This is a genomic window from Microcoleus sp. A003_D6, assembly GCF_036702825.1.
GTDB lineage: Bacteria > Cyanobacteriota > Cyanobacteriia > Cyanobacteriales > Microcoleaceae > Microcoleus.
On record NZ_JAUBWA010000004.1, the window covers coordinates 87,680 to 113,183 of the forward strand.

Here is a 25,504-nt window from a genome sequence, read left to right on the forward strand (position 1 = left end):
CCCCTAATCTCTCAACTTCTGTTTTAGCGGAATTTGAATTACAAACTCCGTACCTTCTCCAGATTGTGAACTGCAACTTAAAGTACCCTGATGCCGATCGGTGACGATCTGATAACTGATTGCCAGTCCCATGCCAGTGCCACTTCCAACCGGCTTGGTTGTAAAGAAGGGGTCAAAGATTTGCTGTTTAATAGCTTCTGGAATGCCGCTGCCGTTGTCCCCAATTCGGATCTGGGCCTGACTCTTGTCGATGAGGGCCGTATGAATGGAGATTGCGGGAGTCATTTTTTTTCCCTGCTTAAACGCGATGTCAATGGCGTCAATGGCGTTAGATAAGATGTTCATAAAAACTTGATTGAGCGGGCCCGGATAGCACTCCACCAGGGGAAGAGAACCATAGTTTCGCAGGATTTCTATTGTTGGATAATTCAGCGTGGGCTTGAGACGGCTACCCAGAATAACCAGCGTGCTATCAATTCCATCATGGATATTGATTGATTTAACTTCTGCTTCATCCAGTCGAGAGAATGTTCGTAATGCTAAGACAATTTCTCGAATTCGTCGCGCCCCCTCTTTCATCGATCCGATCAGCTTAGATAGATCGTTAACCATAAAATCTAAATCCATCGCCTCTGACTGCTCTGCAATCGCTGCGATCGGTTCGGGGTAATGAGTCTGGTAGGCTTGCAGGAGTTTTAATAGTTCTTGAGTGTATTCATCGGCATGATCGAGATTGCCATAGATAAAATTCACTGGGTTATTGATTTCATGGGCAACTCCGGCAACTAGCTGCCCCAAACTCGACATTTTCTCGCTTTGAATCAGTTGAGTCTGGGCCATTTGTAGTTCTTTGAGGGCAGTTTCAACATCATCCTTTGCCGCTTTTAGCTGGGCCGTGCGTTCTTCGACTCGATGCTCTAATTGTTCGTTGGCTTGTTCCAGCGTGTTAAATGATTCCTGTAACTGTTGAGCCATACGGTTAAACGACTGCGTGAGTTCTTGCAACTCATACACAGATGATTTTGTCACCGCTTGGCTCAGAGATCCGGCAGCCATTGCCGAAGATGCTTGATTGAGCTGCAAAATCGGTTGAGTAATCCAGCGACTGGTGAGTATGCCAATTCCCAGAGAGATAGCTAGCGCCAGTAGACTTAACAAAATCGTACTTTGAGTATTGGCATTAATTTGTGCCATAAAGTCTGATTCTGGAACGGTGACAACCACCAGCCAGTCAATGCCCCTGCCATCCCGAAAAGGAGCAACCTGCACGAACTGGCGTATACCGTTAATGGAAAACTCAAGCTGCTGAAATCCCTGGATCTGGTCGAAATCTTGAAACTGTTCTAGCAAAAATTGGCTTGTTTTCTCAGTGGTGGAATTTTCGCTATCGATCGCATTGAGTCGTTCAACCCGCTGTTCTGGCAATTGCACAACTTTGTCTGGATAATATCGGAAGGGTTTTTCGCCTGTAGAGGTGGCAATCAATTCTCCAGAGCGTTCCAGAATAAAACTTTGTCCGGTTGTTCCTATTTTGAGGCTTCTGAGAAAATCCCCAATCGCTGACAGGTTTAAGCTTGCTATCCACACGCCTTGCAGATCGCCTGCCTGGTTGTATACGGGTTGACCGGGGGCAATATACATCGTTTTGCCACTGACGTGCGGAAACACTTTTCCCCAGGTTGCTTGCCTTTGTTGGACTGGAATTGTGTAGTAGGGCCGTTTGTGTGGCTCAAAGTTCGGCCAGCCAGCGCTTATGACTTCGAGTCGATCGCCACTTGAGTTAGTACGGTAGGTGATCAGCGCACGATTAGTTTCTACCGAAGAAGTGCGGATCGCGATCGCACCATCATCTAGCCGCTCAGCACCAAAAAACTCTTGGTTGGTTGTAATGAACGCTGTCAGGCTGAGATTTGGAAAGGCAGGAAGTTGCCGCCACAGGAACTTCTCTATATCCCTGCCGTTATTAAGGTCGATCCGGTTTTGGCTTCGTGCAGCTTCATAACTTTCAAACGCTTGAAAAGGAGTGGCAACCAAGTGAGTTAGATTTTGTGCGATGCGTGAGATCGTCTCGTGGCGCAACTGAGCAGCTACATCGTTCACTGCCTTCTGTCCGTTCCTGAAGGAAAGATAACCGATAATACCCACTGCCCCCACCGTTTGAACCACAAACGGGACAACTAGGATCGCCTGTAATGGCACTTCTTTAAAGAGCTTGGGGAAGAAAGGAAACGATGATTCATCTGGCATACTGGGAATTGTTCCGTTAATGGTATTATCGATAACAACGGTTGAGTTGAGCGGGGGCAGATATTTTGCAGCATCACTAATCATCTTTATACCGCCGCTGCAACGATTTGTGGCGTTGCTGATTCACGGTATGAATTAACTTTTCGCTTGATGTTACAAAACTCACCATCAAGCGGGCTTATAGCTATTGGGAAATCTTGAATTCATACCTGTATTCAGCAACGCCCAGATCCGCAGGCGATCGTTCTGGCTCAAATTTCAAGGCGATCGCGCTTCACCAACAATCTCCCAACCCCATTACGTTATAGCTCGATATAGCTCGATATAGCTCGATCGCGCTCGACTGTAGCAATATTTCAAACTTACCTGTAGGTCGATCGCTCCCACCTTCTCATTAAACCCAGTCTTAAGCTAAAGTTTCTCACCTTGAGTTTCTATTTTTATGGTTTTAATAAATTATTTTAACAAATTCCTCAAGCCAACAATTCACTGACTGCCACGCTAAAACCTGTAAGTACAGTTTGAGTGTTAACAACTTCATCTGCATTAAACAACCGCCAGCTTAGCCCTGCATTCACAAATATTAATCTAGCTTCAGGAAACAGCAACCAAACTTCTAAACATCCCGATTCCAAATATTCTTGAGCTTTCGCAAATAACTCTTCCCCACTATCTTCCGGGGACGCAACTTCTGCTATTAAGGGAAAACTTTGGGAAAATGCTGTAAAATTGCCTGATTGCGGCAGCAGTTCAGAAGTGATGTAAGCGACATCGGGACGGCGGCCTTGTTTGCCAGTGCGACAAAGTATTTCAGTAAGAACTTCTCCTCCCTGTCCGCTGGAGTCTTTATAATTTCCCCAGAAACGGGCTAATTTAGATTGAGCTAGACTGTGCTTGAATGTCATTCCTGTTTTCTCCACTAAGTTGCCGTCAACCCATTCCATTCTATCAGGGGGCTTGACTAAAAACTCTTCGAGAGATATGACTTTTTCTGGCTCTGATTTGGGCTGAATTTCTGCTGTAATTTCTAATTGTGTCTGTGACTCTGGAACTATTTTAGTGTCGGCATTTTTGGGTATAATTATAGTAGCTGTCACAAGCGCAACCTCTCTTTAATGATTCTAAGTTTACAGGCGATCGCTCTCGATCGCATCTTTACGATCTTATTGAATTTAGCAAGGCGAGTTGATATCAGCTATCGATCGAATCCAATTTTTGTCTTTTCAACTTAGCCCTACAATTTATATATCATACCAATTCAGAAAGGTGACTTTCATGATTCTCTCAAACCGATTTTCTGAAGCCCTCACCTATGCCGCCGAATTGCACGCAACTCAAGTCCGCAAAGGTTCGGGTGTTCCCTACATCGCTCATTTGTTGGGCACTGCTAGTATAGCTTTAGAATATGGGGCTTCGGAAGATGAGGCGATCGCAGCTTTGCTTCACGATGCGATCGAAGATCGAGGCGGCCCCACCACCCGCGAAGCCATCCGCGCCCGCTTTGGCGATAACGTCACAGCTATTGTAGACGGCTGTACAGACAGCGACGCAACGCCGAAACCCCCTTGGCGTCAGCGAAAAGAAGCCTACATCGATCGCATTCTCACAGCTTCTGGCTCAGTCAGATTAGTCTCGGCTGCTGATAAACTTTATAATGCTCGATCGATCCTGAAAGATTTCCGTCAATTAGGCGATACTGTTTGGGAACGCTTCAAAGGCGGCAAAGAAGGTTCTCTCTGGTATTATCGTTCTGTGGTAGAAGCATTACGCCAAGCTGAGTTAACGCCTATAGTTGAAGAATTAGACCGCACAGTTTTAGAATTAGAACAGTTTTCTGAAGGCTGAAGGCTGAAGGTAAAAATCACTAATTATCAACTACCAATTACAGTCAAAAAATGGCAAATGTTCGCTTAGAAAATATTACCCGACGCTACCAAAACGTTACCGCGATTGAAAACATCAGCTTCAAAATCCCGGACGGGGAATTTTGGGTATTAGTCGGGCCATCCGGCTGCGGGAAATCTACAATTATGCGGACGATCGCAGGTTTAGAAACAGCAACTTCCGGCAATCTTTACATCGGAGATAATTTAGTTAACAACATTCCGGCGAGACAGCGGGATGTAGCAATGGTGTTTCAAAATTACGCGCTTTACCCGCACATGACTGTCGCAGAAAATCTGGCTTTTGGATTGCGGATGCGAAATGTTGACCAGACTAAAATTCAAGAACGAGTCGAAACAGTAGCCCGATCGCTCTCGATCGACCATCTCCTCAAGCGCAAGCCCAAACAGCTATCAGGCGGACAGCAGCAGCGCGTAGCACTCGGAAGGGCGATCGCTCGCGAACCGAAAGTATTCCTCTTAGACGAACCGCTTTCCAACCTCGACGCCCAACTGCGAGACGACACTAGAGCCGAACTCAAACTACTCCATCAACGGTTAGGAATTACGACGGTTTATGTTACTCACGACCAAGTGGAAGCCATGACTTTAGCTGATAAAATTGTAGTCTTAAATGGGGGAAAAATTCAGCAAATTGGAGACCCGCAAAGCATTTACGCTAAACCGGCTAACCGAATGGTTGCCACATTTTTAGGCAATCCCGCCATGAACATTTTGCCTGCAATTTATACTAACGAATCTTTTCAAGTGGGAAATCAATCTTTAGCCTGTCCGCCCTCGATTCAAAAAAAATTACAGGCGAGAGAAGGACAAGGATTTGATTTGGGCATACGTCCAGAAAATATAGAAATCTTTACGCCGCAAACAGCAGAAAAAGATGATTTGAAAACCGATTTTTGGGCATTAGAAAAAGTCCCTCTCGATGTAGAGGTAAAGGTAGTGGAACCTCTGGGGCGAGAAACTTTAATTCGGGCGGGTTTGCCTTCGTTGAGCGCTGAAACTACTGTACAGTTACAAATACCTGCGAGTGTTCGCTTGCGATCGGGCGATCGGCTGACGGTACAGCTTGACTTCGATCGACTATTTATATTTGACCCATCCACCGGTAAGGCGCTGTATCCTTAACTGGATTCAATCTCAAATCTCCAAGTCTCAAATCTTAAATAGACCTCTTGCAAAAATCCTTTCATCAATTGATGGGACGGGCAAGATGCCCGTCCCACAAGAGTTATTTTTTCTTGTGGGATGGGCATCTTGCCCGTCCTAATTATTTTTGCAAGAGGTCTAGTGGGGAGGTTTCTCTTTCTAGTTACAAAAATTTACAGTTGACATTTATCAATTTACGAAGTAATGATAGAATTAGTATCCGCCCAAAAGAAAAGCATCATCTCAAAGGCGTATCTTTCCTGACTCGGGGCGATCGCGATCGACAACTTCGCATCTTCCTGCCCAAAAGCGGTCTTATGCGCCGACTTGGGAGCAACCAACTGGCGAACCAAAAACTCAGAAAAACATTCTAGCGGCATTTTTAGATGAATCCCGACAACCTGCCTCAAATGCTGCAAACAGGATTTCACCTGACTTTAGGTGCAACTTCCTTTTTAATTGAGACATTGCAAGATCCCCTGAAGCGAGAAGAAAATCTTGACAAACTCAAGTCAGATTTGAGCTTACTCGCCGATGAGTTGCTGGAAAAAGGAGAAATGACCGATCGAGAAGCGCGGAATTTTGTAGAGACTATTTTCTCTCAACCGGGCGATCGGGAGAATGCAGAAAGCGAATCCGTCTCGCCCAAGCAATCGGATACAGCGACTGACGCTTCTCCCGAGTCGGTTGTACAACCCGACGTAAAGCTAGAGATTCAAGAATTAACTGCACGCATGGCAGCGCTGAGGGTCGAATTGGAAAATTTGCGGGGCGAAAATTCCCAGGATTAAAGAATTAAGAATCTTTAACACAGCCGGAGTTTACTTGGAAACTTTTTTAAGAGAACCAAACTTTAGTCATTGTCCCAGTTTTCAGAACCGATCAGGTCGGCGATGCGATCGCGCAGCAAGAAGTCGCATTTTTCTAACTCGCACTCTACACAGGCCCATTCCCGGGGCGGGATGAATTGGCACAGCGTGTAGATAGGCTGTTGCCGGCTCAGCACGCCCTCGTGCACGAGGTGGCGGGCTTCATCCTGGATGACATCTAAAGAGTATTGGATTTTGATAGTGGACTGAATCATAATGCGCCCTCAAGGTTTTAGTAAAAAAAAAATTATGGCCCTGGTAATAATATAATCCAAACTTACAAAGATGCAAGTAAATTTTTGTCCGTATAGAAGTATACAATTCACTGGGTCAATTTTAAAAAATTATAGGAACGATCGGTAAGTGATGGGATTTGTCTTGGGATTTTGAGACGTGGCACATTTTCCCGGCTAGCCGGCCCATCTGCTGCAAAGCTCAATTCTGAATTTAGGAACCCGCGCCCGCTTCCCGGTTTCTGGAGGCTTCGCCGCCAAAGGCAAAATTTCAGGCGAGAAACCGGGTTGAGGAATTTAAGTCCTGACGCAGCAGCAGAGGAAAGATTCAGGAGTCCGGCAACTCAAGCATTGCCCGTGCCATCAAGGCCCAACAGCACTTCTAAAGCGAGAGATTGCGCTACGGGCATCTGCCCGAAACAAAATACATAAGGAATACTCGGAGGCAAGTGCGGCAAAAATTGCTCTAAAACGTAGGGACTTCCGTAAATTAACACAGCTTGCAGTTCTCCCGTCCTTAATAATTTCTCAAACCAATCTCGAGCTGCTTCGGTCAAACCAGCACTGCCTCGGAAGCAATTGCCGCGAATGAAAATTTGCAGCAGTGTCGGAGAAAAATGCTCTGCACCTGCATTATCAGCGATCGCCCCTGTGCGATCGTCAATCAGTTGCAATTCGTAACCAAACTGTTCGGGAAGGGCGATCGCCGGAGTCTGTTTGCCCAAAAACTCGCACCCCAAAACATCATCTACAACAATCAAATTCCGCAAAAACTGCTTCTGGGAGGTTTTTTTCTGCACTAAAGGCAGAGAACCACCAAATTTCAAAGAATCTCGCAAAATACCGGCAGCCGTTGCCCTTGCTTCTGGATTGGCCAGCAAACTTAAGTCGATCGACTCGATCGATTCTAGATTCTTGCTCCCCCCCTTAACAAGGGGGGGTTGGGGGGGGTCAGAAATCGGCAAACCCACCTTTATTTTCGCTTTCCAAATTCGCTTGACAGATTCCTTGATTTGTGCTAATGAGATTCGCCCTTGAGTGACAGCTTCGCAGACAGCCAAAATCGCCCCTTCCGGGTCAAGCGGCATCAGCAAAACATCAGCCCCAGCCTCAGCCGCCAAAACAGCAGCTTCATTAGCGCCGTATTTATTGGCGATCGCGCCCATCACCAAAGCATCCGTCACGATCAAACCTTCAAATCCCAACTCTTCTCGCAGCTTCCCAATCAAAATTTTGCGAGAAAGAGTAGCAGGAAACTCAGCATCCCAAGCCGGAATCAGCAAATGAGCGCTCATCACAGCATCCGCGCCCGCCGCGATCGCCTCGACAAAAGGAGGTAACTCAACCTGAGCCAATCTCGCTGGCGAATGCGGCAAAACCGGCAATTCCAAATGAGAATCAACCGCAGTGTCCCCGTGGCCGGGAAAATGCTTAGCTGTAGTCAAAACCGGGTGTTGGCCTGCGCCGCGAATAAAAGCCCCGGCCAATTTGCCGACAATTTCCGGTGTTTCGCCAAAAGCGCGGACGTTAATTACCGGATTGTCGGGATTGTTGTTAACATCAACTACTGGTGCGAGAATCCAATTCAAACCGATCGCCCTAGCTTCGATCGCAGTCACAGCGCCCATTTGTTCGGCATATCGATCGGCTTTACCTGCATCGCGCCGCGCCACTTCGGCAATAGCCATCGGCGGCCCGAACCAAGTCGCCCCCGCAAACCGCTGGCCGACACCTTCCTCAATATCAGCCGCCAGCAGCAGCGGAAACTTGGCCCAAGACTGCAATTGGTGCGATCGAACCGCCAACTCCGCAGCACTTCCCCCCACCAAAATCACACCGCCGACGCCCAACTTTTCCAGATAATAGCGGAGTTTGCTGGCAGTTGGTTCCCATTCGGGATACCGAATTTGGTGGTCGAACAAGCAGCCGGAAGCGCGCACCACGAACATCTGGGCCACCAGTTCTGGTAAGGAAAGATTGTCAATCATTCGATTTTAGATTTTAGATTTTAGATTTTAGATTTGGGAATCGGGCATCGGGCATCGGGCAAACAGGGCAAACAGGGCATCGGGCATTGGGAAGTGGGAATTTTCCCTATCTCCTTCTCTTCCCCTCTTCCTTCTTCCCTCTTCCTTCTTGCTTCAATCGGGACTTTCATCCTCGGTGAATTCTTCTTCGGGATCTAGAATATCCGGTTTGCGATCGGCGGAAAGCTGATTCAGCAGTATCAGCATTTTATCGCCCCGTTCCAAAGAACGGTCTTCGAGAAATATCACTTCCGGTGTCCGGCGCAGTTGCACCCGTTGACCCAACTGGTTGCGGACGTAGCTAGTCGCAGATTTCAAACCCTCCATAGTTTCAGCCTTCGCTTCATCAGTACCGTAGATGCTGACAAAAATTTTTGTATGCTGAAGGTCTCCCGAAACAATTACGTCGGTAACGCTAACCATACCCGCACCTACACGGTCGTCCTTGATTCCATTCAGCAACATCAGGCTGACTTCCCGTTTAATCATTGAAGCTACACGCTCAATGCGACGACTTGTAGCCATAGAAACTATCCCCTACTTTTAGATCGGCCATTTTCATCCCGATTGACAATTGTAGCGCGATCGGTATCGGTGTTATGCGCGATCGGGGAAAAATTAGGATTTGAGATTGCAGCACGTTACAAGGGCTAATGAGCGGAAATTGCTTTACTGTACCTCTTGCAAAAATCCTTTTCATCAATTGATGGAACGGGCAAGATGCCCATTCCACAAGAAAAAAAATTTTGTGGGACGGGCATCTTGCCCGTCCTAATTATTTTTGCAAGAGGTCTACTATCGATCGCACTAAGCTGCGGAGTATTTAAACCATTAACGATCCAGGTAAGGTGCGTCAGCTAGAACACTTACTATACATGGGAAACGCTTATTTACCCTCCGCACCTACTATCCTCCTTTAAACGCCGAACAGCTTATTTGAATTTGGCGAGCGAATTGTTGGCAAAAGTACATCTAGCAATTGGTCTACAACGTGTTTCCAGGTAAATCCATCCGCTACAAATTTTGGGCCGGCAACCCCGGCGCGATCGCAAAATTCCGGCTGTTCTATAATATTTTTCATTAAAGCGATCAAATGTTCTAAATTCGGCATCAGGCGGAATATCTGCCGATCGTTAGAAACACCTTCTTGAAACGTACTTTCGACGTGCCAAGCAAAATCAGGAGTTGTAAAATCATCCGTCGGGCCGCCTTTAGTGCAGATGACCGGCAAGCCACAAGCAATTGCTTCTAATACTGGCAAATTGAATCCTTCTGCTAAATAAGGAGAGATGTAAGCATCGGCGGCTTGATAAAGTTGAGCCATTCGAGCGAAAGTCAATGTTTCTCCCAAGTATGCGATGCGCGGCAAAATTTTTTCTGCTTCCTCAAAGGTCAGTTCGTCTATGTTTTGAGCTATCAAAGAATCCGACCCATATACTGATTCTTCTCCTTTCAATACTAATCTAGCTTCGGGATAAATTTCAACTACAGCGGCGAAAGCTTTCAACAATAAATCGATGCCTTTATTTGGCGTCCCTGCACCAATATTTAAAAACACAAACCCGTCCCATCCTAGCTGTTTTCGCAAAGCTTCGCGTTCCGATTTTGTTACAGGTTTGTAAATATTTGGATCGATGCCACAGGGTATGACAATTGTGCGATCGGGATTCGCACCGCTGCGGATAAATCCGGTTCTCGACCAATGGGAAGGCGTAATAATAATTAGATCGGAGTTGCTGTGTCCTTCACGGAGGGAATCTGCCCCCGTTATTCTAAAGTTTTCGTTGTGTAGAATTCCCCATTCTGTTGTGGCAAACAAGCACGTGCGTTCTGTATTTGAGGGTGTCAAATTGTAAGGTACTGATATCCGTAAGTTAGCGTCTGCTTCTAGAGATTTGGAAGGGTGAGGAATATTTTTGATGGCTGCTTCAGCAGTTGCATCTAACAAACCGATTACTGGCTGCCAATTTTCATCTAGATAGGGGATGTCTTTGTGGAAAATTTCTAAGTTGGGGTATTTCAGCATTTCTAGTAGCTGAAATTGATTGGTGATTGCGTAGGAGTGCGGCAAAAAACGCCAGCCTTCAACAATTAACTTATTAGTCATTTGTTATTCTTTATTCTTTATTTGTTATTTATCAATACTCCGGACAGTTTTTGAGACAGAGGCTGAAACCCTCATTCTACCGTTAGCATTTGATCTCGCTGAGGAGGCCCAAACCCTCATGCTGCCGTTAGTGATTGAAAACTGTCCGGACTATTGATTTATTATTACAAAATTATTGGTTCAAAAGTTGATAAGTCAATTTTTTCTTGTTTTTTGTATGGTAAAATAACTTCAAGCAATCGATCGACTGCGCGCCTCCAAGTAAAATTCTCAGCCACAAAACCCGGGCCCGCAACCCTAGCTTTCGCAGCAATTGCAGGCTGTTCGATCGCCCTTCGCATCAAATCAGTCAAATGCTCCCACTCAGGAGCTAAGATAAATAAGGTTTCCCCCTCAATTGTAACAGCCGTAAATTTACTCTCAATTCGCTGTGCAAAGTCCGATCGCGTAAAATCGTCAGTAGGGCCGCCCTCCGTACAAATTATCGGCAAACCGCAAGCCGCAGCTTCCAACACAGGCAGATTAAAACCTTCTGCAAGATAGGGAGAAACATAAACATCTGCTGCTTGGTAAAACTCAGCTATTTGAGCAAAGGATAGCTGGCTGCCAGTATAAATTAATCTCGGCAAAACTCTCGCTCTTTCGGCATCGTTCAGGACAACTCGGCTGGCTTCGGCAATTTCGTCTCTGGAGGGATAAAGCAGTTCTGAACCTTTTAAAACTAATCTGGCATCTGGATATTTGTCAACTACCGCAGCGAAGGCTTTTAATAAAGGGCGAATGCCTTTGCGATCGGTTTGCCCTCCGATGTTTAAAAATATAAAATAGTTTGACCAGCCGAAGCTTTGGCGCAGCAATTGACGCCGATCGCCCGAGAGAGGATAATAAATCTGAGGATCGACACCCAAAGGTACGACGGCAATGCGATCGCCCTCAACTCCGCTGCGAATTAAGCCGGCTTTTGACCACGCCGAAGGTGTAATAATTTTTGCTTCTGAATTAACGGGGGTTTGTGCGATCGACTTAACCCCCATCCCCTGCAATACTGAACTCGTAACAATCCCCCATTCTGTCGCTGCAAATACCCAAGTTGCCGCGCTGCTGGATGCCGAGAAGTCCCACGGGCAGTACATTCGCAGCGTCACATCCGCTGACTGATTTACCGCAGGGCTGTTAATGCTGCGGAGTAAAGTTTCATTTGGGCGATCGAACAAACTAAATTTTGTCTCCCAAGCAGCGTCTATATAGGGCATATCGCGGTGGAAAAGCTCAATTTGTCCTCGCGGGCGATTCCCTACGGGATAGCTGCGCTTCACGAGCATTTCTAGTAGTTGAAATTGATTGGCTACGCAATAGGAATGACAAATAAAACGCCAGCCTTCAACAATAATCTGCACTTCAAAAATCCCGCTTTAGGAATTAAAAATTAAAATAATCATCAGCAGTTGGTAATTAGCAACTAGCAACCATAAATTACCAATTACCAATTACCAATTACCAATTCCTTACTTCATCACTTGCCAATCCATAATCCGCCACTCTCCATCTTGGCGGATCAAGTCGTAGCGAACGCGGAGGTTTTCGTTGCGGGAAGTAACTAGCCGATCGGCATCGAACACTTCGGCTTTTTCCGCTACTTGGGCTTCTACTTCGGCGCGATCGGGATTAGTCGGATTCGCCGTCACTCCTTTAACTTGCAGCTTGTGTACGTAACGCTGATGCGCGTTGTTTCGCTTTTGAGCGTCTGCCATCAATTGCCAGCGAGACAAAGCCGGTTCTGTCAGAACTTGCTTTAATTCTTCGACAGCGTGGTTGGGGCCCAAAGCCGCTGCTTTCGCCGACAGCCAGCTTTGAACTATTTGTCCCGCTGCTTCCTCAGTGATTGCTCCCGACGCTGGGGCGGCGGCGCTCGGCTCTGGGACTGCGGAAACAGCGGGGATTTCTACGGGCGGTGCTTCCAGGCTGACGGAGGCTTGTTCTCCTTGGAGGGATGGGCCCGAAAGGGCTTGCAGGGCGCTCGCCAACAGACTGAGTATTAACCACAGAATTAAGAGGCTCAGGACACCTGCGACGATAAACAGAGCCAGCCTGTTTCTAGGCATGGACTTGACTTGGGCGGAAATTTGTGCTGCGGTGGTGCGTGCCCGATCGACCAAATCACCTGTTACCTTCTGGCCGATCGCTCCGTTGCGCCCGGTTGAATGTGAGCGCCGGCGCTGTTTGGAGGTCGAGGGTGCGCCTCCCGCCGTAGCTGTCGGGTTAGAAACGACGGAGGCCGCGCCTAGTCCTACCGCCGTTGCCTGGTATTTCAGACCTGAAGCTGCGGTGGAGCTGTCGCTCGGTACGGGGGTCAAGGTGACGGTACTGGCTCCCTGCTTGGCTGCGGGGGGCTGTGGGGGGGCGGGCGGGCGATCGCCCGCTGGTTGCAGCCGCCCCTGGGGCTTGCCGGAGCGAGGCTGCACTACCACCCATTCGTTGGCGGTTTCTGCATCTTGCGGCAGAGCTTCTAGGTAAGCTTGTACTTTCGGGTCAGCAAAGTAATCTTTCAAGGAGACTGACTGGTTTGCCAAGTCGCGGAAGTGGGGAAACACTTCTTCTTGCAGCCAGTGTTCGGCGTACAAGCACAGTCCGGGCAACAAATCGGGAGAATCTTGGGAATGTTCGCGAATGAAGGCGAGGGGTTCTTTTTCCGAACTCAGTTCGAGGGCTCTGCTGGCTTCTTCTGTTTGGCCCAGCAGCAGGGAACACACGGCTTTTTCGAGGTGAACGTCTTGGCGGCGACCGAGCTGCATCAGCATCAGCTTGGCGCGGCGGATCATCGATGGCCCTCTGGCGGCAAATCCTTGGGCTAACAGAGTGTAGACCGAGAGGTAAGTGGCGACTGCGGAGGGGCGGCCGGCTTCGGCTTCAAATAGGGTCTGCTGCTCGCTGCTGGTTAGGTGTTTGCGCAATTGCTGGACGAAGCGGAGGAAGTCTTCTATTCCTAAACCCGATCGGTCGTCTCCCGATCCGTCGATACCGCCCCGTTCTTCGAGCATTTCTCGCAGGATTTGCAGTCCCTGGCGGCGCTCTGCGACCTTTTCTTCGGGAAGGGATAGCAACTCTAAAATGTTGTACGGACGGAGTTTGTATATGTCGGCTTGCATTTCACCCCTCACGCTTGGAAATAGGCTTTCGCGCAGCAGCAGTTCTTGGCCTGCTTCTAACGATTTGGCGGCATTTTCGTACTGACCTTGCTGCCACTGTTCGCGGCCGAGTTCTAGACAGGCAAGGCTTACTGTTAAAACTATATCTGGCCGCACTAGCTGCGGGTCGCCAAAGCGGCCTTCGGCGATCGCGATGCTGCCATTGTTGAGATACGGGCGACCCAGCTTCTGTACGAGTTCGTATTCCCCCAGTTCTTGCAGTACGAGCAGGGCTCCTACGAATTGATTGTCATCGATTTCAATACTTGGAGTGTGGGGGTCGGGAGCATCGTCTAAATCCTTAGACTCAGAGGTAGCGGTTTCTCCTGCCTCGTCTTGCAAAACTGTAGCCGCGCCTGCTGAGGTTTTCGACCTCTGCTTGGCCCAAATTGCCGCTTCCGACTCTCGATCGTAAGTTTTTGCTAAAAAACTGGCATCATAAGCTTTGCGCCCGTCTGAGTCTGACAGAACGGCGCAGGCTTCATCGAGCAATTGTTTGCGGGCGACGATCGCAACTTCGGAATACTCCCTGCGCGGAAGCTGTAAAGTTCGATCGCGGTGAGCCTGCTGCAACTGTTCGGCAGTAGCTTGAATCGGTAGACCCAAAATCCGGTAGTAATCTAGTGGAATTAACACTACGTCCACTTCCCCAAAGCGCTAGCAACTGAATTAGCCTATCTTAGCTAAGGTTGGTTTGTAACAAAAACATTAGTGATAACTTAGTCGGGGTTCTACGGTAATCTGTTCTGCCAGTCCGGGCATTTTGCCCCCGGCCTACCTGATTTTAACAACTTGTGAACTGCTGCACAAAAAATGTTCGACCATTTTCTGCTGCGGTTGTGTCCTCTGTCGGTTTACATTTAGATGTTTACCAAGCCGATCGGGTATTAATTTTTTATGGTTGAACGGACTTTACCAGTTTTTGACGCGCAAGGCGTCAGCATTTCTCGGGATGAGGGCTTGATGCTCTACGAGGATATGGTGTTGGGGCGCTTTTTTGAAGACAAGTGCGCTGAGATGTACTACCGGGGCAAAATGTTTGGTTTTGTCCACTTGTACAACGGCCAAGAAGCTGTCTCTACCGGGGTGATTCGATCCATGCGCCGGGATGACACCGATTACGTCAGCAGCACGTACCGCGATCACGTACACGCTTTGAGCGCGGGCGTACCGGCGCGGGAGGTGATGGCGGAGTTGTTCGGGAAGGAAACTGGTTGCTCGAAGGGCCGCGGCGGTTCGATGCATATGTTTTCGGCCGAACACCGACTGTTGGGAGGCTATGCTTTTGTGGCAGAGGGAATTCCTGTAGCTACGGGGGCGGCTTTTCAATCGAAGTACCGGCGCGAAGCCTTGGGAGATGAAACTTCCGATGGCGTGACTGCTTGTTTTTTTGGCGACGGCGCTGCGAATAACGGTCAGTTTTTTGAGTGTTTGAATATGGCGGCTTTGTGGAAGTTGCCGATTCTTTATGTTGTGGAAAACAACAAATGGGCGATCGGCATGGCCCACGAGCGAGCTACTTCTGACCCGCTAATTTACAAGAAAGCTCATGCTTTTGGTATGGCTGGAGTCGAGGTTGACGGGATGGATGTTTTGGCAGTGCGGGAAGTCGCAAAAGAAGCTGTTGCTCGCGCGCGCGCTGGCGAAGGGCCAACTTTGATCGAGGCTTTGACTTATCGCTTTCGCGGGCATTCTTTGGCAGATCCCGACGAATTGCGTTCTAAGGAAGAGAAGGAATATTGGTTCCCCCGCGATCCGATTAAGAAGTTGGCTGCTGATTTGATCGATCGAACTTTGGCAACTGCTGAGGAATTAAAGGCGATCGAGAATAAGATTCAAGCAGTAATTGATGATGCTGTAGATTTTGCTGAGAAAAGCCCCGAACCCGATCCGAGCGAACTGTATCGCTATATCTATGCTGAAGATTAGTAATTTTTAGCGATAATTTGCGGTTGCAGCCTACAGGATAAAACCTGTAGCTGCACCCATTTAACGCTATAATTGAAGGTATACTTTCTATACGCAAAGAGAGACGGTATGATAAATATCGAGCGCGATAAAATTCAACTCAGCAACAATATGGGTGCAGTTCGAGTCAAAGTCAAGCTAACGAATGCAATTGATGAAGCCTTAGTGCGTCGAGGATTGCTCAATCCGAATCTTTTGCGCGTTTACGAAGCAGAAGCACTGATAGATACTGGTGCAGTACGCACAGCAATTCCTGTAGAAGTTTGCGAACACCTTGGTTTAATAATTCGGAGTCAGGAAATAGCAAAGTATGCTGATGGCAGACAAGAAACAGTGGGCTTAACTGAACCTATGATTATTGAAATCGAAGGGCGGGAGACGATTGAGGCGGCAATGGTTTTAGGGGATATGGTACTAATCGGTCAAACTGTGTTAGAAACTTTAGATTTGCTGGTAGATTGCAAGAATCAGCGTGTAGTTCCAAATCCCGAAAATCCTGAAAGGCCTGTGTTGAGAGTATGAGACTAAATCCAGAGGACACGGCAGTGCCGTTTCCCTACCCCGATTAATTGTAGGGAAACGGCACTGCCGTGTCCTGATTGTGGGTAATTATTAATTCCGATGCTACCGGATTTGATATAACTCGATAATTAATCCGTGTATCCGCGTCAAAATCCGCGTCGTGCTTTCCTTCGGCTATATTTCCAGTGGCATTGGCCGCAACCTTCCCGCTACTTCTACACTCGGCCAATTCGGATCGAATGTCAAATTTTCCAACGTTCCATCGCTGTGAATTACAAACGTATCCTCAATTTTTGCTCCCGACAAACTCGGATTCCAAGCCACAGCCATATTTTCTGCCAAAACATCTGAAGTAGCCGGATTCGCCACAATTTCCCGCGCCAAATATCCGGTAGTTCCGCCTTGATGGTGTTCCCGAATTGCTTGAGGATATCCGTGTTCTTCGTAGGCAGTTTTCAGCGTATCATAAACTGCATTCAGCGATACTCCCGGCCTGCACGAATTCAGCGCGGCGGCTTCAATTTCTCTGACTTGTCGGTGCAACTCTGAATGCTTTTCCCCAAGAAAGTCGAAACTGACAAATCTGGTTAAATTTGCATACAAACCCCATCCTCTCGCGCAAAATACTAACATTGCTTGCCGCCCAATTTGTTCGGCGGTTGCTGTGGCGTGGCGGTACAGCGGCAAACGCCTTTCTCCAGCAACTAATGTCAGGGCTGGATGCAAACCTCTGGTCCACAATGCCTCTGCACCGGCTCCCGCTAGCTGATATTCTGTCCATGTTGGTTTTGCTGCGGAAAGTACCTCTGTCATCGCTTCGCTGGCTAAACGCCCGACTCGCCGGTATCGCTCTAATTCGCTTGACATCATTGTCTGTTTGCGAGACTGTAAAGATGCGATTATTGGCGTTTCTTGGGAATTTGGCCGATCGCTCATGACGTTACCGCCATCAGTTATTTCTTTGACAAAAGCTTCGCGCTGTGCAACATCTGCCCAAGGATAGATGTACATTTGAAAGTTGGCTGGCAATTCTTCATCTTGCAAGCGCTGGGCTTCGATTTCATCGGTGAGAACCCAAGCGTTTTCGGCGGTGATTAATATTTCTGCAACTCCGGTTTCTGCCGTTAGCAATACTGTATGGGAAGCGCCGGCTGTTGCCCAGGCAAACCAGTCTGTGCCGCGCAGGCGAAGGGCGATCGCTTTTGTTTCGGTTAAGGCTTTGCGGATGAATTCGAGTTTGCGATCGACTTCTGGGTTTAATGAGTTTATCATAGATGAAAGTTCGGCAGCGGATTTTGTAACGGATGTAACGGATGTAAGATCGTGTCTGGTGGATTAACCGCAATCTTGTAGGGGCGGGTTTACCAACAATAATTGCCCCTAAAAATGCTCGTCTCGTAAACCCGCCCCCCCACGGTAAATCGCTACAATCTCTAAAATCTAAAATCTAAAATCTAAAATAGATTGACCGTTACTGCTTGCAATTCTTTAGCCTTTTCTTCCGGTAAAGCGTCGTTGGCAAACATTCCGGCGGCTAGTTCGGTTCCTGCTAGATATTTTAGCCGATCGCTCGATCGGTAGGGCGGATAAAATTGGGCGTGCAAATGCGCCTCTGGATGGGGTTTCCCGTCTGTCGGCCCTTGAAACCAAGCCATCAAATAAGGAAACGGGCGGTGCCACAAACCGTCGTATTTGAGGGTGACTGTTTTTAAGGCTTTAGCGAGCGATCGGCGCTGTTTTTCGGTCAAATCGATAAATGTGGCAGCGGGGGCGATGGGCGCAATCCAAACTTCGTAAGGGTAGCGGGCGCAAGCGGGGACAAAGGCGATCGCCTCTTCGTCTAAATAAAGAATTCGCTGTTTGTCAGCAATCTCTTTTTGAATCAAATCTTGCAGCAAACCGCTACTGTTTTTTTGATAGTAAACCGACTGACATTCTAACATCCGGGCTGGCACTGGCGGCACGAACGGATAAGCGTAAATTTGACCGTGGGGATGGTGCAAAGTTACTCCGACTTCTACGCCGCGATTCTCAAACGGTAAAACATATTGAATTTCGGGATTGCTGCCGATAACTGAAGTGCGATCGGCCCAGACTTCTAACAGCAATTCTAAGTGAGATAACTCTAAAGAACCGAGGGAAGCCAGCGGATCTTGAGTAAACACTACCACTTCGCAAATGCCGTGAGCGGGCAGAGTTTCGACAATATTTGCAGGTGCGTTTTTTGCCTGCAAAGTCATCGAGGGAAAGCGGTTGTCAAACACTGCTATATCGTAATCTCCCGGCGGCAATTCTGTCGGAAATTTGGGATTAATTGTAGCAGCCAGCGGGTTGTATTCCGGCGGTGGCATGAATGTTCTTCCCTGGCGGTGGCTGGCGTATGCTACCCATTCCCCCCGCAAAGGATGCCAGCGAAAATGCGGGTTTGCCTGTACGGGTTCGTTGCTGGGACTTACTGCCGCGATGCCTTCTGGGATTGGGTAGCGGCTGTAGAGTGTCAGCGGGCGGCCGTCTGGTTTTCGCAATATTTGGGAGTGCATTTTTTTGGGCGCGCGATCGGTTTTGAGAGATTATAGAATTCTAACTTCCTGTTTGGAAAACCCGCCCCTATCTAAAGTCGCAAATTGTCGTAATCTCAAATCCGGTGACATCGAAATTATACTACAGAGATCGGACAGGAAACTCATCACCTTACCATCTTTCAAGTTTTTGCAACAGAATCAATAATTTTTCGAGTTAAGACTGCAATGCTTTTAGCCGTGCTCGAAGTTGGGCGATTTCTTGCGCCATATCTAGAACCATTACCGCTCCTACGAGATTTAATCCTAAATCCTGACGCAACCGTTGGATTTGACCAATGCGCGCAATTTCCCGCGCGTGCAGCATTGAGCCGATCGGCTCAATCAATCCCACTTGCACAAATTGCTCAATCACGGTTGTTGAAGTTTCCGTCACGAAAGCTGCATATTCAAACGTATACAGCCGATCGCCATTTTCGGAAACAACCGTAGTGGACAAGCTAAATTCGCTCATAGTGTCACCTCTTCTATTGCAGAACGCGGGTTAAAACTGCTACTCGCCTTAATCTTTTCATAGCAATCCTGTTCGATTTCACTCAACTCCTTCGGAGAAACGATCTGAAGTTTCACAATTAGATCGGTGCGATCGCCTTTGGGTAATATCCAACCCTTGCCGCGCAGCCGCAGCAATTGCCCGCAACTCACCCCTTTCGGCACAGTCATCATCACACCCCCCTCTGGCGTTGGCACTTGGATTTGAGTACCTAAAACAGCTTCATCTGGGCGAATAGGAACCTCGCAACTTAAATTATCACCCGAAAACTTAAAAAATAAGTGGGGAAATAGTTCAATTGTTAGATACAAATCGCCTCGCTGTTGAGAAAAAGGGCTGACGCGACCTTTTCCTTTAATCCGAATTCGACTGCCTGATTTAGCACCTGCGGGAATGCGAACGTTAAGGGTTTCATCGTCCAACTGCAAGCGTTTTTGGACGCCGTGAAATGCTTCTGAAAGCGAAAGCGCGATCGCCGCTTCAGTATCAGGTGCAGGTGCTTGAGTGCGAAATCCCGCAAAATCATCAGCCTGATTCGAGGTGCCGGAATGAGTTTGTCGCGATCGGCTTTGGCCGCCGCGACCCAGCAAATCCTTGAGAAAATCATCAAAATTGCTGTACTCGTCGAAATTGGTGGACGGATCGAAATCAAATCCCCCGGCATTCGTGCTAGTTCCTCTCGGAGGAGCACCGCCAGCTCCTGCTTGCTTCCAGTGCTGCCCAAATTGGTCATACTTGCTGCGCGTTTCAGGATTTGATAAAACCTCGTTGGCTTCATTCAAATCTTTGAACTTATCCTCAGCTTCTGGATTGCCGGGATTCACATCAGGATGATGTTTGCGGGCAAGTTTGCGATATGCTCGCTTGATTTCTTCAGGAGTTGCAGTTTTGCTGACTCCCAGAATGGTGTAGTAATCTTTGAAGTCGGTTGCAGTTGGCATGATTTAAGTAGAAGGAAGAAGGAAGTTCGGCAACGGATTTTGTAACGGATGTAACGGATGTAACGGATGTAACGGATTTCAGTCCGATGGAAGAAGGAAGAAGGAAGAAGGAAGAAGACATACACAGCGACATTTTGAGTGATTCGTATTTGATGTTTAATTAGGTGGATTTATTTATCAATCAAAATCTGATAATGCAGTCAAGAACCTCAAAAATAAACCTCTTGTAAAAATAGCCAGAACGGGAAAAATGCCCATCTCATTTTTTTATTTCTTGTGGGATAGGCGTTTTGCCCGTCCCACAAATTAATTAAAAGGACTTTTGCAAAAAGTCTAATAGGTCATGCGCGTCAAAATACTCAATCTTTTTTGATGCTATCAATTCTTTGTTGGATCGTCACCAACCTGAACGATTAACTTGCCAAAGTTTTCCCCTTGCAGTAAACCAATAAAAGCGTGGGGTGCGTTTTCCAACCCTTTTACAACGTCTTCTCTGTACTTCAGTTTGCCTGCCTGTAACCACTGAGACATATCATTGATAAACTCTTCGTGACGCTGCTGGTAATCGCCAACCAGAAACCCTTTGATCAGCGCACGTTTAACCAGTAGAGGCATCAGATTAGGGCCGGGAGGTGGAGTTTCGGCATTGTACTGGGAGATTAAACCTACTAAAGGAATTCTGGCTCCCAGATTAATCTGTTGCAAAACTGCTTCGAGAATCGGGCCCGCCGTATGATCGACGTACACATCAATTCCATTGGGACAAGCAGCTTTTAATGCTGAATTTAGGTCTTGAGTTTTGCGGTTGATGCAGGCATCAAATCCTAATTCATTCACAACGTAATCGCATTTTTCATCACTGCCAGCGATGCCTACTGCCCGACAACCCTCGATTTTGGCAATTTGACCGACAACTGCACCAACAGCACCAGAAGCAGCAGAAACCACGACAGTTTCGCCGGCTTTCGGCTTGCCAATATCTAGCAGTGCAAAATAAGCGGTCATTCCGGGCATTCCGGTAATGCCTAATGCGTAAGAGATTGGTACTTGACTGGGGTCGAGTTTTCTCAAGGTTTCGGCTTTGGCGATCGCATAATCTTGCCAACCGCCATATCCCAGCACGAAGTCTCCTGCTGAAAATTGGGGGTTGTTTGATTTCACTACTTGGCTGACAGTGCTCCCCACCATGACTTCGCCTAACTTTGCCGGACTTGCATAGGACTCGCGATCGCTCATTCGTCCTCGCATATACGGGTCAAGGGACAAGTAAATGGTGCGGTTGAGTATTTCTCCTTCCCCCGGTTCTGGAATTGCCGTTTCAACTAAGGCAAAATTACTCTCTTTGGGTTCTCCAGTCGGGTAACTTTTAAGCAGAATTTGTTGGTTCATTGACTCAGACATGGATGCCTCCTTTATTGATAGATTGCCCGATCGATCGAACATCGGAAGAATTCGCCTTCAGACTCAAAGCGATCGCTCCCCAAAAACCAGCCTACCCGAAGACGAGTCGGGATTGTGTAGCCGTCAAAGGTACTGCTTTCCTCGACAATTCCCCCAAAATCTACGTAGTGAAAGGCTTCACCTTCGGGATTGCCCCAGCGATCGATTTTGGCTTGCTCCAACATTCCCCGATCGCTAACTGTGAGGGTGAGTTTGGCAGGTTCGCCGAGGGCTGTGAAGTTTGCTTGTACCTGTGAAGCGTTCAACTCTGTCCAGGAGATGTCGGGATTGCAGAGAATGGAAGGCAGCAGCATCGACTCTACTTGAACTCGGCCCACACTAGAGCGGGTGATATCAGCACCAGATGCCTGCATTACGGGAAACAGTCCGAGGATTTTCCACTGCGACTCGCCAACACCATCCACAATGCGATCGCATCCCCAAATCGGCAACCCCTTCGCCCAAGTCGTCGCCCGCCAGATCATCCCCCGATCACCGTAGATAACTTCTTCTCCCTTGAAGGGATGCCATTTTTGATCGAGTTTGATTTCACCGTGCATCCACAATCGAACGGCGGATGCGAGGGGTGTATTAGGGGCGATCGCATTCTCCAAATAGCGACGGGCTAGATTCGGAAGATTGATTAATGATTCAGGATTGAAGGGGCGATCGCTCTTCGGTGCTGATTCCCACAAATCGTCTAGAGAAATTTCTGGGATTTTAGTCATGTTTTTAAAGGTTTAAAGGGCAAGATACAGCACTTGGCGGTGAAGGTTTGGTTAAAAATACGATGTATGTTACTGGTTAAAAGCTTTTGGTTATATCATCCAGAATAGCGATCGCATCATATATATATATGTATCCGCAGGCGGATATTCTGATTGCCCATCAACTCAACAATCTAATCGCAAGAAGCAGAAGCGCAACTATCAGCAAGCCACCATAGATATTGATAAGGCGATCGGCGAACCACTTGGGCAAGCAGGAAATGTCGATGACTTGACCGTTAAAGTTGGCTATAGGCGATCGCTAAGCTGTTGTGCATTTAATTTGTATGTTGAGGGCGGGCAGGATGCCCACCCCACAAGAGGAAAAATTTATTTGACTATGCAATTTAAATGCGGATTAGCTTATTTCACCCAAAAACAAATATTCTCAAATGATTTGATGTGTTTTATAGGGCGATCGCCGATCACCTCTCCGAACTTAACAACGAAGCCAACTATTTTTGCTTGCTTAATCTCTGCTATAAACAGATAACTTAAACGGAGCGATCGGGTCGGTGTAACGGTTCTAATCAGCGGCAGCAGAGAATTTAAAACGAAGTAGGAAGACTACCGTCAGTCCTCTGTATTTGAGCTGTTATCTGTCAGTTTTTGGATTGTAATTCAGAACCAATTTATTAAGACATTTTATCTTAGGATTGGAGCCAATTTTGCAAGATATTAATTACCACTGGAGTAAAGGGTTCCATCTGCTCCAGTTGGGGTTGTGATAGTTCATCGATTAACATCTTTAACAAGTCTTCATCTTCTAAGCCTTCATCGGGATTTATACCGTTTGTCAACAATAAGACATTGGACAATTGCTTGCGTTTTTCTATCAGGGCACGGTTGTTTTTTTCACGATCGCCCAAGTTTAAGACTTGAATTGTCACGGTTGCCCGATCGCTCAAACCTTCTACCCGACCACTAATTTTGAATCGAAGCTCTGTCTCACATTCTGTCATCAGGGGAGTTAGGGGTAGGTACTTAGATTTATGAGCATCGCCGCATTGATGAGGAGTATTACAACTGGCGACAATATTTGAAAAATCGAGCGTGCGTGTGGGATTCTGGCTTTGAGCTTCTATATGCTCATTATGGCAAGCATCAATGTCTTGGATTCGTTGGCAGCAATAAGCGCAAAGATAGAATTGTTCTTTGAGTACATGGCCTCGAATAGTTGCACGAATGCTTTTACCCTCTTCTGTGCCGTCTAAGTCTGCGTACTTTTTATGAGGGTTTTTTCGTTTCCAAACTGTTAAATAGGGCGGTTCAGTTCCTTTAATAATTGTTCTCATGACGCAATTCTTGTTTGCGAAGTAGTAGTTTAGCTTTGACCAATTCGAGGTGATTGGGAGTTGCAGATAATTCCTCAGTTAATTCTGCAAGTAGTTGTTTAGCCTCAGTTAGCTTTGAGTCTTGTATAGCATCCAGTAAATCGTTCAGTTCAGTATCAATTTTCTCATTACGGATGCTGGTATCCATGACATCTAGTAAGACAGTATTAGCATCTTGCCCATACTGAGAGGGCAATTGGCGCAATTCACCATTTGTTAAGGTGTAAACCAAAACATTCTTACAGTCACTGATCACCAGAGGTGAATGGGTGGTAAGCACAAATTGACAATTTGGGAAAGTTTCGATTAGGCGATCGCATAAGCTACGTTGCCAAGAGGGATGCAGATGCAAATCTACTTCATCAATCAAGACAATGCCATCGCCGGTTAGGGGGTTATCTAGGGCGGGATTCAGCATGGCTAGACGGCGAGCGATATCACCGACTAGAGCCATGAGGGATTTTTCGCCTTGGGAAAGTTGGGTAACATTAAGGGTTTCACCGTTTTTGTCGATCGCCATGTAGAGGCGAGGTTTACGACGGACTCTAAGGTTGTCCATGCGGGGCATAAATCGGTGAATGGCGGTACGAACTGCGGTTAATTGCCGATCTTTTGCTGAGGCATTACGTTCGTTTAAGCGTTGCCATACATCTTGATTGGTTTCAGCTAGTAGTCTTAGTTCCTTCAGAATGTCTTCAGGAATTACTGATTCATTTTCGCTATCTTCCCGCTCCCGAAACCATTCAAAAAAGCGACGAAAGTCAACACCCTGAATTAGAGCGTTATCGTAACCATCTAGTTGCAAAAAGGTATGTTTAGTTCTAATTTTTAGTGGAATATCCAGTACGCTGCGCTCGACAGGATAAAACGCTATCAGGGGCAGGCTAGTTTGGCCATTGTCAGTGAGCGCACTGCGGTAGTGATGGGCTAGTCGGGTGCAGTCTAGTAACTGACTGGTATATTGGGTATTACGCCCTGTTCGGGTTTTGGCTAAAGTCCACTGAAAGCGATCGCCTGTCTCACTTTTATTCGGATTGGCTGATGAGCCAAGGGAATCACAGATTTCTATTTCAATTGCAGCAGTGTTGGCACTATTGAGGATAGCATCTTCGCGGATCGGATTACCGCTCCCTTTTTCTGTGCGTAAACGGGCAATAAACCAACTGAGGGAGGTAGCTAAGGCTTGCAGAATAGAGGTTTTTCCACTACCGTTATTACCGACCAAGATGGTAATGTTACTAGGATTTTTCTCTGTGGGAGCTAGGGCGATTTCTAGGTTTTCAAATAGCCCGATATGATTTAAAGTAAACCGTTTAATTTCCATATCGGTAAATCTCAATCCTTTGAGGTATGTGGCAGTAACGATAGTATCTCAGGCGGTGCTTAAAGCCACTGTTGAGATAATGTCCCTATGATCTCAAAAATACTCCATATAGCCAACTCTACTCCTAAGAATTAGACAGACGTTCTGGATTGACTTCGCAGCCTTACCACCAAACAGATCGCCATCAGTATCACTGCGGGTACTGGCGGGTAGGGTAAAAAGCCACTGAGGGCGATCGCCCCACCACTCTTTCTTCTAAAGTTTGCTGTAGGCGATCGCTATTTCACCCAATAACAAATATTCTCAGATGATTTGATGTTTTAGAGGGCGATCGCTTCTTGCTGTAGTTTAGACTAAAAATGAGCTCATCTAAAAGTAGCTGCCTTTGAATATAAGGCAAGCTGTTGCTCAAAAACTC

Annotated in this window: 23 protein-coding genes; 5 read left to right on the plus strand and 18 right to left on the minus strand. The window is 47.2% G+C overall.

Annotated elements, in window-relative coordinates; translation table 11 throughout:
* Window positions 1-3 precede the first annotated feature (3 nt).
* Together QUB70_RS02515 and QUB70_RS02520 are read right to left on the minus strand one after the other, a co-directional pair.
* A complete protein-coding gene (locus QUB70_RS02515) occupies window positions 4-2,331 on the minus strand; it encodes an ATP-binding protein (RefSeq protein WP_332978157.1) in 2,328 nt (775 codons plus the stop codon).
* A gap of 389 nt (window positions 2,332-2,720) precedes the next feature.
* Window positions 2,721-3,344, minus strand: a complete 624-nt coding sequence (locus QUB70_RS02520) for a Uma2 family endonuclease (protein WP_332978158.1) — start codon at window positions 3,342-3,344, stop codon at window positions 2,721-2,723.
* A 178-nt stretch (window positions 3,345-3,522) separates the two neighbouring features.
* Here QUB70_RS02520 and QUB70_RS02525 point away from each other — a divergent pair, with 178 nt between their 5' ends.
* Complete coding sequence (locus QUB70_RS02525; protein ID WP_332978159.1) at window positions 3,523-4,092, plus strand: HD domain-containing protein; 570 nt, start codon at window positions 3,523-3,525, stop codon at window positions 4,090-4,092.
* 50 nt (window positions 4,093-4,142) lie between these two features.
* Window positions 4,143-5,276: an ABC transporter ATP-binding protein gene (locus QUB70_RS02530; protein ID WP_332978160.1), complete on the plus strand. Its 1,134-nt coding sequence runs from the start codon at window positions 4,143-4,145 to the stop codon at window positions 5,274-5,276.
* A 215-nt stretch (window positions 5,277-5,491) separates the two neighbouring features.
* Here QUB70_RS02530 and QUB70_RS02535 read toward each other — a convergent pair whose 3' ends face one another.
* Window positions 5,492-5,677, minus strand: coding sequence for a hypothetical protein (locus QUB70_RS02535; protein WP_332978161.1), 186 nt, complete (start codon window positions 5,675-5,677; stop codon window positions 5,492-5,494).
* A gap of 6 nt (window positions 5,678-5,683) precedes the next feature.
* Here QUB70_RS02535 and QUB70_RS02540 point away from each other — a divergent pair, with 6 nt between their 5' ends.
* Window positions 5,684-6,088 (plus strand): hypothetical protein, encoded by a 405-nt coding sequence (locus QUB70_RS02540; protein ID WP_332978162.1) that lies wholly within the window; start codon window positions 5,684-5,686, stop codon window positions 6,086-6,088.
* Between the two features lie 62 nt (window positions 6,089-6,150).
* Here QUB70_RS02540 and QUB70_RS02545 read toward each other — a convergent pair whose 3' ends face one another.
* From QUB70_RS02545 to QUB70_RS02575, 7 genes are all read right to left on the minus strand, one after another.
* Window positions 6,151-6,381, minus strand: a complete 231-nt coding sequence (locus tag QUB70_RS02545) for a DUF4327 family protein (RefSeq protein WP_242719673.1) — start codon at window positions 6,379-6,381, stop codon at window positions 6,151-6,153.
* A gap of 362 nt (window positions 6,382-6,743) precedes the next feature.
* Window positions 6,744-8,387, minus strand: a complete 1,644-nt coding sequence (locus tag QUB70_RS02550) for a glycoside hydrolase family 3 protein (RefSeq protein WP_332978163.1) — start codon at window positions 8,385-8,387, stop codon at window positions 6,744-6,746.
* A 20-nt stretch (window positions 8,388-8,407) separates the two neighbouring features.
* Window positions 8,408-8,557 carry a hypothetical protein gene (locus tag QUB70_RS02555; RefSeq protein WP_332978164.1) on the minus strand — a complete coding sequence of 50 codons (150 nt, stop codon included), beginning with the start codon at window positions 8,555-8,557 and terminating at the stop codon, window positions 8,408-8,410.
* Entirely contained in the window at window positions 8,541-8,951 is a 411-nt protein-coding gene (gene rbfA, locus QUB70_RS02560; protein ID WP_332978165.1) for a 30S ribosome-binding factor RbfA, read from the minus strand. The genes QUB70_RS02555 and rbfA overlap by 17 nt, the downstream gene beginning before the upstream one ends.
* Window positions 8,952-9,342: 391 nt before the next feature.
* A complete protein-coding gene (locus QUB70_RS02565) occupies window positions 9,343-10,533 on the minus strand; it encodes a glycosyltransferase family 4 protein (protein WP_332978166.1) in 1,191 nt (396 codons plus the stop codon).
* 164 nt (window positions 10,534-10,697) lie between these two features.
* Complete coding sequence (locus tag QUB70_RS02570; protein WP_332978167.1) at window positions 10,698-11,930, minus strand: glycosyltransferase family 4 protein; 1,233 nt, start codon at window positions 11,928-11,930, stop codon at window positions 10,698-10,700.
* A 108-nt stretch (window positions 11,931-12,038) separates the two neighbouring features.
* On the minus strand, window positions 12,039-14,354 hold the full coding sequence (locus tag QUB70_RS02575; RefSeq protein ID WP_332978168.1) for an IMS domain-containing protein: 2,316 nt from the start codon (window positions 14,352-14,354) through the stop codon (window positions 12,039-12,041).
* Between the two features lie 261 nt (window positions 14,355-14,615).
* Between QUB70_RS02575 and pdhA the strand changes: the two genes are divergently transcribed.
* Window positions 14,616-15,647, plus strand: coding sequence for a pyruvate dehydrogenase (acetyl-transferring) E1 component subunit alpha (pdhA, locus tag QUB70_RS02580; protein WP_332978169.1), 1,032 nt, complete (start codon window positions 14,616-14,618; stop codon window positions 15,645-15,647).
* A 108-nt stretch (window positions 15,648-15,755) separates the two neighbouring features.
* Window positions 15,756-16,208, plus strand: a complete 453-nt coding sequence (locus tag QUB70_RS02585; RefSeq protein WP_332978170.1) for a clan AA aspartic protease — start codon at window positions 15,756-15,758, stop codon at window positions 16,206-16,208.
* A 174-nt stretch (window positions 16,209-16,382) separates the two neighbouring features.
* On the opposite strand, the gene QUB70_RS02590 is transcribed toward QUB70_RS02585, so the two are convergent.
* From QUB70_RS02590 to QUB70_RS02625, 8 genes are all read right to left on the minus strand, one after another.
* Window positions 16,383-17,480, minus strand: a complete 1,098-nt coding sequence (locus tag QUB70_RS02590; protein ID WP_332978171.1) for a M24 family metallopeptidase — start codon at window positions 17,478-17,480, stop codon at window positions 16,383-16,385.
* A gap of 182 nt (window positions 17,481-17,662) precedes the next feature.
* Window positions 17,663-18,748: a galactose-1-phosphate uridylyltransferase gene (gene galT, locus QUB70_RS02595; protein WP_332978172.1), complete on the minus strand. Its 1,086-nt coding sequence runs from the start codon at window positions 18,746-18,748 to the stop codon at window positions 17,663-17,665.
* Window positions 18,749-18,944: 196 nt separating this feature from the next.
* The gene (locus QUB70_RS02600) at window positions 18,945-19,241 is read right to left on the minus strand and encodes a chaperone modulator CbpM (protein ID WP_332978173.1); all 297 of its coding nucleotides are present in this window, start codon (window positions 19,239-19,241) and stop codon (window positions 18,945-18,947) included.
* Window positions 19,238-20,221 carry a J domain-containing protein gene (locus QUB70_RS02605; RefSeq protein WP_332978174.1) on the minus strand — a complete coding sequence of 328 codons (984 nt, stop codon included), beginning with the start codon at window positions 20,219-20,221 and terminating at the stop codon, window positions 19,238-19,240. Before QUB70_RS02605 ends, QUB70_RS02600 begins: the two co-directional genes overlap by 4 nt.
* Window positions 20,222-20,599: 378 nt before the next feature.
* Complete coding sequence (locus tag QUB70_RS02610; RefSeq protein ID WP_332978175.1) at window positions 20,600-21,622, minus strand: NADP-dependent oxidoreductase; 1,023 nt, start codon at window positions 21,620-21,622, stop codon at window positions 20,600-20,602.
* 11 nt (window positions 21,623-21,633) lie between these two features.
* Window positions 21,634-22,389: a DUF6920 family protein gene (locus tag QUB70_RS02615; RefSeq protein WP_332978176.1), complete on the minus strand. Its 756-nt coding sequence runs from the start codon at window positions 22,387-22,389 to the stop codon at window positions 21,634-21,636.
* Window positions 22,390-23,078: 689 nt separating this feature from the next.
* Entirely contained in the window at window positions 23,079-23,723 is a 645-nt protein-coding gene (locus QUB70_RS02620) for a TIGR02646 family protein (protein ID WP_332978177.1), read from the minus strand.
* A complete protein-coding gene (locus QUB70_RS02625) occupies window positions 23,707-25,086 on the minus strand; it encodes an AAA family ATPase (RefSeq protein ID WP_332978178.1) in 1,380 nt (459 codons plus the stop codon). Before QUB70_RS02625 ends, QUB70_RS02620 begins: the two co-directional genes overlap by 17 nt.
* Between the last annotated feature and the right edge of the window lie 418 nt (window positions 25,087-25,504).